A 15,116-nucleotide genomic window follows, 5' to 3' on the forward strand; every position below is an offset into this window, starting at 1 on the left:
ACATGACGAGCACCACTGAGCTGCTGCAGCACGGCGCCGAGCTGTTCCCCGGCGAGGTCGTCACGACCGCGCACGTGCGCCACCTGGACCTGCCGCTGCAGGCCGGCAAGCTGGCCCTGATCACCCTGGACAACGGCTTCGACCACACCAAGCCGACCACCTTCGGCCCGGGCTCGCTGCTGAAGCTGTCCACCGCGCTGGACCAGGTCGAGGCCGAGGCCGCCGAGGGCAAGGTCGTCGCCGTCGCCGTCACCGGCAAGCCGTTCATCTTCGCGGTCGGCGCCGACCTCAAGGGCGTCGAGCTGCTCAAGGAGCACGCGGACGCGCTGGCCATCGGCAAGGGCGGCCACGAGGTCTTCAAGCGGATCGCCGCGCTGCCCGTCCCCTCCTTCGCCTTCTACAACGGCGCGGCGATGGGCGGCGGCGTCGAGGTCGGCCTGCACGCCACCTACCGCACGGTCAGCGCGGGCGTCCCGGCGTTCTCGCTGCCGGAGGTCTTCCTGGGCCTCGTCCCCGGCTGGGGCGGCTGCACCCTGCTGCCGAACCTGATCGGCCCCTCGAAGGCGATCAAGGTCATCATCGAGAACTCGATGAACCAGAACAAGCAGCTCAAGGGCAAGGACGTGTTCGAGCTGGGGATCGCCGACGCGATCTTCGAGCCGGCCGACTTCCTGGAGCAGTCGCTGCTGTGGGCCGCCAAGGTCCTCAAGGGCGACGTCGTCGTCGAGCGCGAGGAGATCGACCGCGGCAAGGCCTGGGACGACGCCGTCGCCTGGGGCCGCCTGGTCGCCGACGCCAAGGTGCACGGCGCCGCGCCGGCCGCCTACAAGGCGCTGGACATCATCCAGCAGGTCAAGGACTCCGACCTCCAGGCCGGCTTCGACGCCGAGGACGCGGCCCTGGCCGACCTCATCATGAGCGGCGAGCTGCGCAGCGGCATCTACGCCTTCAACCTGGTGCAGCGCCGGGCGAAGCGCCCGGTCGGCGCGCCGGACAAGTCGCTGGCCCGCCCGGTCAGCAAGGTCGGCGTCGTCGGCGCCGGTCTGATGGCCTCGCAGCTGGCGCTGCTGTTCGCCCGCCGTCTGGAGGTGCCGGTGGTCCTCACCGACATCGACCAGGAGCGCGTCGACAAGGGCGTCGGCTACGTCCACGCCGAGATCGACAAGCTGCTCGGCAAGGGCCGGATCGGCCAGGACAAGGCCAACCGTCTCAAGGGCCTGGTCAGCGGCTCGCTCGACAAGGCCGCCGCCTTCGGCGACGCGGACTTCGTGATCGAGGCCGTGTTCGAGGAGATGGGCGTCAAGCAGACCGTCTTCGCGGACCTGGAGAACGTGGTCTCGCCGACCTGCGTGCTGGCGACCAACACCTCCTCGCTGTCGGTCACCGAGATGGCCTCGAAGCTGAAGCACCCCGAGCGGGTCGTCGGCTTCCACTTCTTCAACCCGGTCGCGATCCTGCCGCTGCTGGAGATCGTCCGCGGCGAGCAGACCGACGACGCCTCGCTGGCCACCGCCTTCGGCGTCTCGAAGAAGCTGAAGAAGACCTCGGTGCTGGTCAAGGACGCCCCGGCGTTCGTGGTGAACCGGATCCTGACCCGCTTCATGGGCGAGATCCAGACCATCATCGACGAGGGCACCCCGATCGCCACCGTCGAGAAGGGCGTCGAGCCGCTCGGCCTGCCGATGTCCCCGATCGTGCTGCTGGAGCTGGTCGGCCCGGCCATCGCGCTGCACGTCTCGGAGACCCTGCACGGCGCGTTCCCGGAGCGGTTCGCCGTCTCCGAGAACCTCGGCAAGGTGGTCAAGGCCGGCAAGCGCGGCTTCTACACCTGGGTGGACGGCAAGCAGGTCCTCGACCCCGAGGTGCTGGAGCTGCTGACCTTCGGCGACACCGTGCTGACCGAGGAGCAGGTCCTGGACCGCGCCCTGGAGGCCGTGGCCCAGGAGATCGGCCTGATGCTGGAGGAGGGTGTCGTCGCCGAGGCGCAGGACATCGACCTCTGCATGATCACCGGCGCCGGCTGGCCCTTCCACCTGGGCGGGATCACCCCGTACCTGGACCGTGAGGGCGTCTCGGAGCGGGTGAACGGCAAGCGCTTCCTCGCCCCCGGCGTGGCTTCGGTGCCCGCGTAACGCGTAGCGCCCCCGCACATGCCGGAGCCCCGGTGACCTGGACGGTCACCGGGGCTCCGGCATGTGCGGGGGCGGTCAGCTCTTCTTGAGGCGGTAGACCACGGTGTCGGCGAAGACGCCGACCATCTCGTAGTGGGTGTCCAGCAGGTTCTCGATCCGCGGGACCAGCACCGGCTGGTACGGGGCGATGCCGGAGTCGTCCACCACGACCTCGGGCAGGTTGTCGGCGAGCTCCTTGTCGAAGGTCTGCCAGGCGTTGCTGACGCTGAACTGCTCGCCCACGTTGGCGTTGCCGTCCTTGCCGCCGCTGTAGTTGGTCAGGAAGCCGGCGGTCAGGTAGCGGGTGGCGGGCTTGCGGTCGGCCAACCAGTACAGCTCGGGGTGCATGCCCCAGACCAGGACGGTGTCCTTGGGGGTGGTCTGGGCGGCGACCGCGGTGGCGACCTCGGTGGTGCGGTCGAGCCGCTCCCCCGGCCAGGCCAGGGCCAGCGCCCAGAAGACCGTCGAGGCGACCGTGGTGTACACCAGGACGGGCTTCCAGCGGACCGCCGAGGTGGCCACCGCCCCGGTGCCCAGCAGCACCAGCGGGGGGATCAGCTGTAGGTAGTAGTGGCCGAAGAAGTGGAAGCCCACGCTGACCGCGACGACCGAGGAGGCCAGCCAGACCCACAGGTCGCCGGTGGAGCCGTGCTCCTCCCCGGCGACGGGCAGCGGACGGTGGCGGTGCTTGAGCCAGAGCCGGCGCCCGACCGGGAGCAGGAAGCCCAGCCCGGCCGCGACCAGGATGGCCGAGTTGCCGAGCGCGCGGCCGATCATCTGGAGCCAGGCGCCGCCGAAGGAGGCATAGTCCCCGCTGCCGGTGACCACCCAGAACAGGAAGCCCTTGGGCTTGGTCAGGATGACCGCGACCAGCGCTATCGGCAGGATGAAGCCGAAGCCGATCTTGAACAGGGCGGGCGGCCAGCGCACCCCGCGCCGGCGGGCGTCCTGGAACAGCATCCAGAGCACGGGCAGCAGCACCGCGCCGCCGGTCTGCTTGGTCAGCGAGCAGAGCGCCACCGCGATGCCCGCGGCCAGCCAGCGGCGGCGCTCGGCGTACCGGAACGCGGCCACCATGGCGGGCAGCATGAAGACCTCGAAGGTCGCCGCCTGGGTGTCCTCCGGGGAGAGCCCGATGGAGACCAGCAGGTAGAGCAGCCCCGCACCGGCCCCGGCCCGGTTGCCCCAGCGGCCGCGGGCGATGGACGCCAGCAGGATCGCGGTGACCAGGTGGGCGCCCACCGCCAGGGTGCGCAGCGGCCACAGCGAGGCGGAGCCGAAGATCGTGAAGCAGGCCTGGTAGAGCCAGGGGAGCAACGGCGGCTTGCGGTCCACCACGGTGTCGTACAGCACTCCGCCGTCGGCCAGCATCCGGGCCTGGGTGGCCAGGAACCCCTCGTCGGGGCTCCAGACGGGCCGGGCGAAGGACGGGATGTGGGTGAGCAGTGCGACCAGCGCGAGCACCGGCACCAGCCTCGTCCAGTACCCGGTCTGCACATGGGTACGGACGCGCTCGGGCAGGCGCTCGGCCATTCCGGCGAAGCGGAAGCGGGTGGGGGTGGGCACGGATGACAACCTACCGGGCGGGATCGGCGCGGGCGGCGCCGGTCCCGCCTTTCGGTGCGATTGTCAGCTTGTTTCGTGACGAACTGTTACGGAGTTACGACGAACGGTCGTCGGTGGAACGCGTTCCGGGCCCGTTCTCAGGCCTCGACCCGAGCCGCGTCCAGGCCGGCGACCAGGGCCGTCACCTTTCGGGCGATGTCCGGGGCGTTCAGGCCGATCTCGGCCAGGATCTCGTTCCGGCTCGCGTGGTCCAGGAACTCCTGCGGAATCCCGAAGTCGCGCACCGGCAGATCCACGTCCGCGTCGCGCAGCGCCTGCGCCACCGCGGCGCCGACACCGCCCACCCGGCCGTTGTCCTCGATCGTGACGACCACCCGGTGCTCGGCCGCCAGGCCCGGCAGGGCGGCGTCCACCGGCTTGACCCAGCGCGGGTCCACCACGGTGGCGGTGATGCCCTGGGCGGCCAGCAGGTCCGCGACCTCCAGGCTGGTGGCGGCCATCGCGCCGACCGAGACGACCAGCACGTCCGCGCGGTGCGTGCCGCCCGGCTCCTCGGCGGCGCGCAGCACGTCCATGCCGCCGATCCGGCCGACCGCCGGGACGGCCGGGCCGACGGTGCCCTTGGAGTAGCGGACCACGGTCGGGGCGTCCTTGACCTCGACGGCCTCGCGCAGCTGGGCGCGGACCTGGTCGGCGTCGCGCGGGGCGGCCAGCCGCAGGGTCGGGACGATCTGCAGCATCGACATGTCCCACATGCCGTTGTGCGAGGCGCCGTCGTCGCCGGTGACGCCGGCCCGGTCGAGCACGAAGGTGACGCCCAGCCTGTGCAGGGCGACGTCCATCAGGACCTGGTCGAAGGCCCGGTTCAGGAAGGTCGCGTAGACCGCGAAGACCGGGTGCAGCCCGTTGGTGGCCAGGCCGGCGGCGCTGGTGACGGCGTGCTGCTCGGCGATGCCGACGTCGAAGATGCGGTCCGGGAAGGCCTCGGCGAAGGGCGCGAGGCCGACCGGGTGGAGCATGGCGGCGGTGATGCCGACGATGTCGTCCCGCTCGTGGCCGAGCGCGACCATCTCCTCGGCGAAGACCGAGGTCCAGCTCCGGCCGCCGGCGTTCTTGATCGGCAGGCCGGTCTCCGGGTGGATCTTGCCGACCGCGTGGAAGCGGTCCTCGTCGTTGTTCTCCGCGGCGTGGTAGCCGCGGCCCTTCTCGGTGAGGCAGTGCACGATCACCGGGCCGCCGAAGCCGCGCGCCTTGGTCAGCGCGGACTCCAGGGCGGTCAGGTCGTGGCCGTCGATCGGGCCGATGTACTTGAGGCCGAGGTCCTCGAACATGCCCTGCGGGGCGATGAAGTCCTTGAGGCCCTTCTTGGCGCCGTGCAGCGTCTCGAACAGCTGCTGGCCGACCACCGGGGTGCGCTGCAGCGCGTCCTTGCCCCAGGAGAGGAAGCGCTCGTAGCCCTGGGTGGTGCGCAGGGTGGCGAGGTGGTTGGCCAGGCCGCCGATGGTCGGCGAGTAGGAGCGCTCGTTGTCGTTGACGACGATGACCAGCGGGCGGTCCTTGGCGTCGGCGATGTTGTTGAGCGCCTCCCAGGCCATGCCGCCGGTGAGCGCGCCGTCGCCGATGACCGCGACGACCGGGTCCGGCTTGCCGAGGATCTTGTTGGCCTTGGCCAGGCCGTCGGCGTAGGAGAGCACGGTGGAGGCGTGCGAGTTCTCGATCACGTCGTGCTCGGACTCGGCGCGGGACGGGTAGCCGGACAGGCCGCCCTTCATCCGCAGCATCGAGAAGTCCTGGCGGCCGGTGAGCAGCTTGTGGACGTAGCTCTGGTGGCCGGTGTCGAAGAGGATGCGGTCGCGCGGCGAGTCGAAGACCCGGTGCAGCGCGATGGTGAGCTCCACCACGCCGAGGTTGGGGCCGAGGTGGCCGCCCGTCTTGGCGACCTCGGTCACCAGGAAGGTCCGGATCTCCTGGGCCAGTGCGGCCAGCTGTCCCGGCGTGAGCCGGTCGAGATCACGCGGTCCCCGAATGCGGGTCAGCAGGGCCACCCGTTCCTCCTCGTTCAGTGTTCGCGGACCGCGGGCGGTCCGACGGGCGTCGCTGCCCGGTCTGGCGGCGGGCCGGCGGTCGCGGCCGGTGCCGACCGGTCGAGTCTAATGTCCGCTTGCCGGACACCGAGCGGCGCGCCCGGTGCCACCGACCCGTTACCGCCATTCCCGGAGGTCGGCCCGGGGGTCGCGCGTCACCCTGGATTGACGAATGGACGTTCGGGAACGATCCGGGCCGCAGCGGCTCAGCCCCGCCCCAGCGCCCCGGACTCCCCCATCTCGCTCATCACCAGGGCCAGCGCGCCGAGCACCTCGGCCCGGCCGCCCAGCGTGCCGGGGACCACCGAGAGCTGGCGGGCGGCGCTCGGGATGGCGTAGCGGGCCACCGAGTCGCGGATCGGGGAGAGCACCAGCTCACCGGCCTCGGCGAGGTCGCCGCCGAGGATCACCCGGCGCGGGTTGAGCAGGTTGCACAGGGTGGCGACGCCGGTGCCGATCTGCCGGCCGGCGTCGGCGATCACCCGGCGGCAGCCGAGGTCACCCTGATGGGCCAGCTCGACCACCCGGGGCAGGGTGAGGTCCGGGCCGAGGGTCGGGGTCAACAGGGAGAGCAGGTAGCGGGAGCCCACGAAGGTCTCCAGGCAGCCGCGATTGCCGCAGCGGCAGACCGGCCCGGCCTCGTCCAGGGTGATGTGCCCGATCTCACCGGCGGTGCCGCCCGGCCCACGGTAGATCTGGCCGTTGACCACCAGTCCGGCGCCGACCCCGCTGGCGACCTTGATGTACGCGAGGTCGCTCAGCCCCCGCCCGGCCCCCCAGACCAGTTCGCCGAGCGCGCCCAGGTTGGCGTCGTTGTCCACGTGCACCGGCATGCCGAGCCGTTCGGCCAGCTCCCGGCCCGGGGCGATGCCCGTCCAGCCGGGCAGGATCGCGGTGGAGCCCAGCGCACCGGTCTCCACGTCGATCGGGCCGGGCACGCCGAGGCCGACGCCGATCACCTTCTCCGGGCGGAACCCGGCCTGCCGGAGCAGCCGTTCCACCATCGCCTCGGCCCGGTCGAAGCCCTGCGCGGCGGAGACGTCCACGTCGATCGGGGCGCTCTCCTCGGCGAGCACCCGGTGCGCGAGGTTGCCGACCGCGACCCGCAGGTGGGTGTGGCCGAAGTCGATGCCCACCACGATGCCCGCGTCCCCGCTGAGCGAGACGCTGCGCGCCCGCCGGCCGCCGGAGGAGGTGTCGGCGACCACGACGGTGCCGCTCTCCTTCAACTCCCGCACGATGTTGGAGACGGTGGCCGCGGACAGGCCGGTGCCGCGGGCGATCTCGGCCTGGGTCAGCGAGCCGGCCGTCCGCACCGCGCGCAGCACCCGCTCCAGGTTCGCCCGGTGCAAGGACGACTGCGAGCCCGGTGTGTCCGTCGACATGATCCACCCTCCCAGGGCGGGGACCCCTCCGCCGGGACGTCCCCTTCAACTCCTGAAGGGTAGGGCCTGTGCCGCGGATCGGCGCTGATCGGGCCGGGACGGGGCGACGGGGACCGGCGGCGGGTCCGGGAGCGGCGGGGGAAAGTGGCGGGGGGAGGTGGCGGGGGAGCGGACGGAAACGGGCCGACGGAGTCCTGGGTTCGACCGAAAAACACCCACCACTAGCATGGTGCCCTATCTCACGCGTCCCCCCGGACCGCGGGGCGGTATCGGCAGGGGGACGCTTCCAGGAATGACGGGGAATCAGATGGCAGGGGATCACCCTACGCCGGGGGCAGGCGCAGTGCCGGGCAGCGGCCCGCAGGACAATCGGGGCGTCTCGTTCGGGCGCCCGCCCGGCGGCGTGGATCCGGCCGCCGTGGCGGACCAGGTGACACAGCTCGACGGCGCGGCGATCCCGGGCCCGGCCTCGCCCGCCGGGCCGCCGCCGGCCCAGCCGCCGGCTCCGCCCGCGCAGCCGCCCGCCGCCGGTGCCGGTGCCGGTGCCGGTGCCGGTGCCGGTGCCGGCTACCAGCCGTACGCGCCGACCGCGGCCGCCTTCCCCGGCCAGGCTCCGCCGCCGCCGGCCGGGGCGCCGGTCGGCCCGTACGACCCGATGCCCGGTGGCGCCTACGGCGCGCCGGACGGCGGGCAGGCCTACGGCGCCGGCTACGGATACCCGCAGCAGCAGCCCGGGTACTACCCGGGCGCGCCGCTGCCCCCCGCGCCCAAGCAGCGCAACCCCGTGATGCTGTGGGGCGGGATCATCGGCGGCGTCCTGGCGATCGCCATCGTCGCCGGGCTGGTCGTGCTCCTCAAGGGCAACGACCCCGACCCCACGCCGAACGCCAGCTCCGGCGGCACCACCACGTCCGGTGGCGCCACTTCCGGAGGCACCGTCACCAGCGCCCCGACCGCCGACAGCACCAGCGGCAGCACCACCGGTGGCAACACCGGCGGGGCCGGCTACAACATCGCCTGGAACGCCCCCAAGGCCGCCAACGCGGACAGCGGCTCGCAGCTGCTCGGCATCTGGGGCAGCGACAAGGTCGCGGTGCGCGCCGACAGCACCGGCATCCGGGCGTACAACACCTCCGACGGCAAGGAGGCCTGGAACATCCCGGTCCCGGCCGGCAGCAAGGAGGTGTGCACCGCCTCCTACTCGGCCAACTCGAAGAACATCGCCGCCGTCTCCTTCAACACCGGTGACAGCGACTGCTCCACCATCGGCGCCGTCGACGTCAGCCAGGGCAAGCTGCTCTGGAGCGTCAAGGTCTCCACCGACCGGATGTCCTCGCCGACGCTCAGCGTCACCGACAAGGTGGTCGCCATCGGCGGCAACGTGGTCGGCGGCCTGAACATCGACAACGGCTCGGCCGCCTGGCAGTTCCAGCCGCGCGACAAGGACTGCAGCCTCTACGGCCGCGCGGCCGGCAGCCAGATCGCGGTCAGCGACCGCTGCTACGGCGGCTCCGGCCCGAAGTCGCAGCTGGTCATCGTGGACGCCGACAGCGGCAAGGCCGCCAGCACGCCGATCACCCTCACCGGCAGCATCGAGCGGATCGACAAGGTCGTCCAGGACCAGCCGCTGGTGCTGCTGATGAGCAGCGGCCCCAACGGCGACTACATCCTGCCGTTCGACAAGAGCAACAAGCCCGGCAACCAGATGTCGGTCAAGGAGCCCGGCGCGGACAGCCTTCGGCTGTCCGGCCAGTCCGACGCCTACAGCCAGAACGTGGTCAGCGGCACCACCCTGTACGCCCAGATCACCGGCGCCAAGTCGGCCGTCAACGCGTACGACCTGACCACCGGCAAGCGGATCTGGTCCGCCGCCAGCGCCACGTCCAACCAGGACATCCGGCTGGTGTCCGGCACCGACAAGGACGGCAAGGTCCGCGCCATCGTCAGCCAGGGCTACAACAAGCCCGCCCGGCTGGTGACGCTCTCGCCTGCCGACGGCTCGATGACCGACCTCGGCACCATGGCCATGCCCAACGGCCTGGACATCGGGATGAGCATGTCCGAGTACGTCCTCTCCAGCGACGGCAGCGCCGTGTACGCCTTCCGCCGCGGCAGCTCCGACGCACCGCTGACCAAGTGGAAGAAGTGACGGCGGGGGGCTGAGCACCCCTCGGACACGGGCCCTCGCGGCTCGTCCTGGCGGGGCGGGAACGGGCGATCTGTCCGGACCCGCCCCGCCTGCGATTTTTCCGGGAGCCCGTCCGTTGGGTCATGGGAGGATTCGCCCCATCAGCCTGACGAAGGAGTGCAGCGAGTGCCCGGCACCAACCTGACCCGCGAGGAGGCCCGCACCCGGGCCGACCTCCTCCACGTGGACGCGTACGACATCGAGCTCGACCTGAGTTCGGCCCGCGAAGGAGGCACCTTCCGGTCCACCACCGTGGTCCGGTTCACGGCCACGACCCCCGGCGCGGACACGTTCATCGACCTCGTCGCGCCGAGCGTCGAGGAGATCACCCTCAACGGCGCGCCGCTCGACCCGGAGAGCTTCGCCGACAGCCGGATCCCGCTGCCGAACCTGGCCGCCGAGAACGAGCTGCGCGTCGTCGCCAACTGCGCCTACACCAATACCGGTGAGGGCCTGCACCGGTTCGTCGACCCGGTCGACGGCGAGACCTACCTGTACACCCAGTTCGAGGTGCCGGACGCCCGCCGCGTCTTCGCCTCCTTCGAACAGCCCGACCTGAAGGCCGCGTTCGCGTTCACCGTGACCGCCCCCACCGGCTGGGTCGTGGTCTCCAACTCGCCCACCCCGACCCCGGTCGGCGAGGGCGCCTCGCAGGTCTGGACGTTCGAGCCCACCGGCCGGATCTCCACCTACATCACCGCGCTCGTCGCCGGCCCGTACGTCGGCGTCTTCGACACCTACGAGAACGGCGCGCAGAAGGTGCCGCTGGGCGTCTACTGCCGCCCCTCGCTGCGCGAGTTCCTGGACGCCGAGGACATCTTCGCCGTCACCAAGCAGGGCTTCGACTACTTCCAGGAGAAGTTCGACTTCCCCTACCCGTTCGCCAAGTACGACCAGCTGTTCGTCCCGGAGTTCAACGCCGGCGCGATGGAGAACGCGGGCGCCGTCACCCTGCGCGACCAGTACGTGTTCCGCTCCAAGGTCACCGACGCCGCCTACGAGGCCCGCGCGGCGACGATCCTGCACGAGCTCGCCCACATGTGGTTCGGCGACCTCGTCACCATGGAGTGGTGGAACGACCTCTGGCTCAACGAGTCCTTCGCCACCTTCGCCGAGGCCGTCTGCCAGGCCGAGGCCCCCGGCTCCAAGTGGCCGCACTCCTGGACCACGTTCGCCAACCAGATGAAGACCTGGGCCTACCGGCAGGACCAACTGCCCTCCACCCACCCGATCATGGCGGACATCAACGACCTGGAGGACGTCCAGGTCAACTTCGACGGCATCACCTACGCCAAGGGCGCCTCGGTGCTCAAGCAGCTGGTGGCGTACGTCGGCCAGGACGCCTTCTTCCAGGGCGTGCAGGCCTACTTCAAGCGCCACGCCTGGGGCAACACCCGACTCACCGACCTGCTCGGGGCCCTGGAGGAGGCCAGCGGCCGCGACCTGCGGACCTGGTCCCAGGCCTGGCTGGAGACCGCCGGCATCAACGTGCTGCGGCCCGCCATCACGCTGAACACCGACGGCGAGATCGAGTCCTTCGCCGTCCTCCAGGAGGCCCCCGCGCTGCCCACCGGCGCCAAGGGCGAGGCCGTGCTGCGCCCGCACCGCATCGCCATCGGCCTGTACGAGCTCGCCGACGGCGCGCTGGTGCGCACCGACCGGATCGAGCTCGACGTCGACGGCCCGCGCACCGAGGTGCCCGAGCTCGTCGGCCGGCACCGCCCGGCCGTCGTGCTGCTCAACGACGACGACCTCTCGTACGCCAAGATCCGGCTCGACGAGGACTCGATGGCCGTCGTCACCGAGCACCTCGGCGGCTTCACCGAGTCGCTGCCGCGCGCCCTGTGCTGGGCCTCCGCCTGGGACATGACCCGCGACGGCGAACTCGCCGCCCGCGACTACCTGGCGCTCGCCCTCTCCGGCATCGGGCGGGAGAGCGACATCGGCGTCGTGCAGTCCGTGCAGCGCCAGGTCCGGCTCGCCCTCGACGCCTACACCGACCCCGACTGGCGCGAGCAGGGCCTCGCCCAGTGGGCCGCCGCCGCCGAGGAGCACCTGCGCGCCGCCGAGCCCGGCAGCGACCACCAGCTCTCCTGGGCCCGCACCCTCGCCTCCGTCGCCCGCACCGACGGGCAGCTCGGCCTGCTCGCCGGCCTGCTCGACGGCACCGCCGAGATCAAGGGCCTCGCCGTCGACACCGAGCTGCGCTGGACCCTGCTCACCCGGCTCTGCGCCACCGGGCGCGCCGACGAGGCCGCCGTGACGGCCGAGCTGGCCCGCGACAACACCGCGGCCGGCCAGGAGCACGCCGCCACCTGCCGCGCCGCCCGGCCCACCGCCGAGGCCAAGGCCGAGGCCTGGACCGCCGTCGTCGAGTCGGACACCCTCACCAACTACGTCCAGGAAGCGACCATCGCGGGCTTCCAGCAGTCCGACCAGCAGGAGCTGCTCGCGCCGTACGCGGCCAAGTACTTCGCCGCCGTCAAGGAGGTCTGGGAGACCCGCAGCCACGAGATCTCGCAGCAGATCATCGGCGGGCTGTACCCGGCGCTGCAGGTCACGCAGGCCACCGTGGACGCGACCGACGCGTGGCTGGCCGAGGCCGAGCCGGCCCCGGCGCTGCGGCGCCAGGTCGTCGAGGCCCGGGCCGGGATCGAGCGCGCGCTCAAGGCCCAGGCGGTCGACCGGGCGGCGGGCGCCGGCCGCTGACCTGCTGAGCTGTTGAGGCGCCCGTCGGGGCCCCGGTCGGGGTTCCGGTGGGCGCCTTCGGGGTCGCGGTGGGCGCCGTCGGGCGCCGTCGGGCGCCGTCAAGGTGCGCTGGAAACGCCCGAAGGGGCACCGGAGATCTCCGGTGCCCCTTCGGGGTCGTGCAGGTCCTGGTGGACGCGGTGGTTACTTCTTCTTGCCCTTGCCCTTGCCGTACGGCAGGCCCGCGAGGGCGGCGATGATCACGAAGGCGGCGATCGGGATCAGCACGTACAGGCCGATGGTCTGGCCGACGCTCAGGCCAGGACCCGGGTCGTCGCCGTCGTCCCTGGTGAAGGCCATGGCGGGCGACGACAGCAGCATCATCAGCGTGACCGTTGCGGAGACCGCGCCGGCTCGCAAAGCGTTCCTCTTGTCCACGTTTCCAACTTACCCGCCGCTTATGACCCCCCGCGCGTCGGGGTCGGCCTTCCGGAAGGGGGCCGTCCGCGGTGCCGGGGTCAGGCGGCGGGGCCGCACGGCGGGGTCAGACGGCGGGGTGGGCGCCGGGCGGGGCCAGCAGGTGGGCGAGCAGGCGGGCGGCCGGGGTGGCGGCCAGCCGGTCGAGGGTGACCGGGTCGCCGGCCCCGTCGGCGACCGGCAGGCGCCAGTTCGGGTACTGGTCCCAGGTGCCGGGCAGGTTCTGCGGGCGCGGATCGCCGACCAGATCCGGCAGCCAGACGCCGACCAGCTCCGCCGGGGTCGCGCGCAGGAAGCGGTACAGCACCGGCATCGACAGCGGCTCGCCCGGCGCGAGCAGCCCCCGCGCGGTCAGCTCGGCCCGCCAGTCCGCCAGCTCGGCCACCGCCTCCTCCTGCTCCTCGCCCAGCGGACGGGCCAGCAGCCCGAGCCGGTGCCGCAGCTCGACGTGCTCGCCGGAGAGCCGGGCGGCGGTGCTCGGCAGGTCGTGGGTGGTGAGGGTGGCCAGGCAGCCCGGGCGCCAGCGGTCCGGGGCGAGGATCTCCCCCGCCCCCTGCCAGTCCCGCTCGAACCAGAGCACGGAGGTGCCGAGGATCCCGCGCGCCGCCAGCTCCTCCCGGACGCCCGGCTCCACCGTGCCCAGGTCCTCGCCGATCACCGCCGTCCCGGCCCGGTGCGCCTCCAGGGCCAGCACGCCGAGCATCGCCTCGGCGTCGTAGCGGACGTACGCGCCCTCGGTCGGCGGGTGGCCGTCCGGCACCCACCAGAGCCGGAACAGGCCCATCACGTGGTCGATCCGGACCGCGCCCGCGTGCCGGGCCGCCGTGCGCAGCAGCTCCGCGTACGGGGTGTAGCCGGCCGCCGCCAGCGCGTCCGGGCGCCAGGGCGGCAGGCCCCAGTCCTGGCCGTGGGCGTTGAAGGCGTCCGGCGGGGCGCCGACGGAGATGCCGCCGGCCAGCACGTCCTGGAGCGCCCAGGCGTCCGCGCCGTCCGGGTGGACGCCGACGGCCAGGTCGTGGATCAGGCCGACCGGCATGCCGGCCTGCCGGGCCGCGCGCTGGGCCTCCGCGAGCTGCTGGTCGACCTGCCAGGCGAGCCAGCGGTGGAACTCGACCCGGTCGGCGAGCTCCCGGGAGGCGTGCCCCACCTGTGGGCCGTCCGGGTGACGCAGCCCCTTCGGCCAACCGTGCCAGTCGGCGCCGTGCGCCTCGGCGAGCGCGTTCCACAGCGCGTGCCGGCGCAGCCAGTCGCCCTCGCGGCGCTGGTAGGCCTCGTACGCGGCCTGGCGGCCGGGGCCGCGCGGCACCTCGTGCAGCAGTTCCAGCGCCTCGCGCTTGAGCGCCCAGACGGCGTCCCGGTCGATCAGGCCGTCGTGCCCCAGCACCTCGTCGCGCAGCCGGGCGGCCCGGCGGCCCAGCTCCTCCGCCTCGGCGCGCTGGTCGCCCGTCAGGTAGGCGTACTCGGGGACGGCCTCGACCCGCAGGTGCACCGGATCGGCGAAGCGGCGGGAGGAGGGGCGGTAGGGGGACGGGTCGGTGGGGGCGGCGGGTGCGGCGGGCAGCGCCTGGTGCAGCGGGTTGATCTGGACGAAGCCCGCGCCGAGGCCGGCGCCCGCCCACTGGGCCAGCTCGGCGAGGTCGCCGAGGTCGCCCATGCCCCAGGAACGGTCGGACAGGACGGAGTACAGCTGGGCGAGGAAGCCCCAGCTGTAGCCGGGCAGCGGGGGCAGCTTCTCCGGTGCGACGATCAGCGCCGCCTGGGCCTTGCCCTCCCCGCTCTCCGCCCTGAGCACGTGCCGCCCGAGCGGCAGGTCCGGCGGCAGCCAGTGCGAGTGGCCGCGCGGCAGCTCCCACACCCCGCCGTCCTCCAGCTCCACGTGCAGCCGCGCGTCGGCCGGCACGTCCAGCGCCGTCCGCCGCCCTTGACGGACCACCACGCAGGGCGGCAGCAACCGGGCCTGCTGCGCGGCCCGGTGACGCTCCAGCGCCTCGCGCGCCTGCTCCGGCGTCCCCGCCGCCACCCCCAGGGCCGCCAGCACCGCGACCAGCGTTCGCGCCCCCACGGTCACACCCCCCGGCCCGGGGTACCGGGTGTCCACCCCGTACGCCTGCGCCAGCGCCACCAGTTCGGGCGGTGGCGGCGGCGCGTCCTGCGTCGGCACCCTCAGCCCGTCGGCTCCGTCACGGTCGAGATAAGCGGCCACTCGCGGCTCCTGCGATGTCTCGGCAACGCCTGGTCAGGACGACCACAGTCCTACCCGGGTGACGGCCCGACGACGCTGCGCGACACGATCGCGCGGGTGGATCGGCCTGCCGGCCGGGGGCTGCCGCGACCCCGGACCGAATTCTCGAACCGGGGCAGATCAGGCATACCGGGCGGTTGCGTTGACACCGGGTTGGGTAGCTGGTGGGGTTGCGGCGATGTGGTCCAGGCCTGGCGAGGAGGCTCCTGTGGAAGCCCGAGTGTCCGTTGTGGCCGGGCGGCGGCTGCGGCAGCGGTTGGAGCGGAGTGCGGCGTTGCGGGAGGTGCTGTACCACCCGGCGGCGCTGGCGGCGCG

8 protein-coding genes are annotated in these 15,116 nt (G+C 72.7%); 3 read left to right on the plus strand and 5 right to left on the minus strand.

Features of this window, described 5'->3' with window-relative positions; all coding sequences use genetic code 11:
* Window positions 1-2: 2 nt before the first annotated feature.
* The gene (locus tag AB0P03_RS06570; RefSeq protein ID WP_363618750.1) at window positions 3-2,132 is read left to right on the plus strand and encodes a 3-hydroxyacyl-CoA dehydrogenase NAD-binding domain-containing protein; all 2,130 of its coding nucleotides are present in this window, start codon (window positions 3-5) and stop codon (window positions 2,130-2,132) included.
* Between the two features lie 75 nt (window positions 2,133-2,207).
* Here the strand turns inward: AB0P03_RS06570 and AB0P03_RS06575 are convergent, their stop codons facing one another.
* The 3 genes from AB0P03_RS06575 to AB0P03_RS06585 all read right to left on the minus strand — a co-directional run bounded on the left by AB0P03_RS06575 (window position 2,208) and on the right by AB0P03_RS06585 (window position 7,206).
* Window positions 2,208-3,737: a glycosyltransferase family 39 protein gene (locus tag AB0P03_RS06575; RefSeq protein WP_363580378.1), complete on the minus strand. Its 1,530-nt coding sequence runs from the start codon at window positions 3,735-3,737 to the stop codon at window positions 2,208-2,210.
* A gap of 137 nt (window positions 3,738-3,874) precedes the next feature.
* Window positions 3,875-5,782, minus strand: a complete 1,908-nt coding sequence (dxs, locus tag AB0P03_RS06580; RefSeq protein ID WP_363580376.1) for a 1-deoxy-D-xylulose-5-phosphate synthase — start codon at window positions 5,780-5,782, stop codon at window positions 3,875-3,877.
* Between the two features lie 245 nt (window positions 5,783-6,027).
* Window positions 6,028-7,206 (minus strand): ROK family transcriptional regulator, encoded by a 1,179-nt coding sequence (locus AB0P03_RS06585; protein WP_063349467.1) that lies wholly within the window; start codon window positions 7,204-7,206, stop codon window positions 6,028-6,030.
* 418 nt (window positions 7,207-7,624) lie between these two features.
* Here AB0P03_RS06585 and AB0P03_RS06590 point away from each other — a divergent pair, with 418 nt between their 5' ends.
* A complete protein-coding gene (locus AB0P03_RS06590) occupies window positions 7,625-9,355 on the plus strand; it encodes a PQQ-binding-like beta-propeller repeat protein (RefSeq protein ID WP_363627968.1) in 1,731 nt (576 codons plus the stop codon).
* Window positions 9,356-9,520: 165 nt separating this feature from the next.
* Window positions 9,521-12,103 carry an aminopeptidase N gene (pepN, locus tag AB0P03_RS06595; protein ID WP_363580372.1) on the plus strand — a complete coding sequence of 861 codons (2,583 nt, stop codon included), beginning with the start codon at window positions 9,521-9,523 and terminating at the stop codon, window positions 12,101-12,103.
* 183 nt (window positions 12,104-12,286) lie between these two features.
* Here pepN and AB0P03_RS06600 read toward each other — a convergent pair whose 3' ends face one another.
* Window positions 12,287-12,520 carry a hypothetical protein gene (locus AB0P03_RS06600; RefSeq protein WP_363580370.1) on the minus strand — a complete coding sequence of 78 codons (234 nt, stop codon included), beginning with the start codon at window positions 12,518-12,520 and terminating at the stop codon, window positions 12,287-12,289.
* A gap of 106 nt (window positions 12,521-12,626) precedes the next feature.
* Window positions 12,627-14,720, minus strand: coding sequence for a 4-alpha-glucanotransferase (gene malQ, locus AB0P03_RS06605; protein ID WP_363627999.1), 2,094 nt, complete (start codon window positions 14,718-14,720; stop codon window positions 12,627-12,629).
* Window positions 14,721-15,116 lie beyond the last annotated feature (396 nt).

The organism is Kitasatospora sp. NPDC088779 (assembly GCF_040685395.1).
In the GTDB taxonomy this organism is placed as follows: domain Bacteria; phylum Actinomycetota; class Actinomycetes; order Streptomycetales; family Streptomycetaceae; genus Kitasatospora.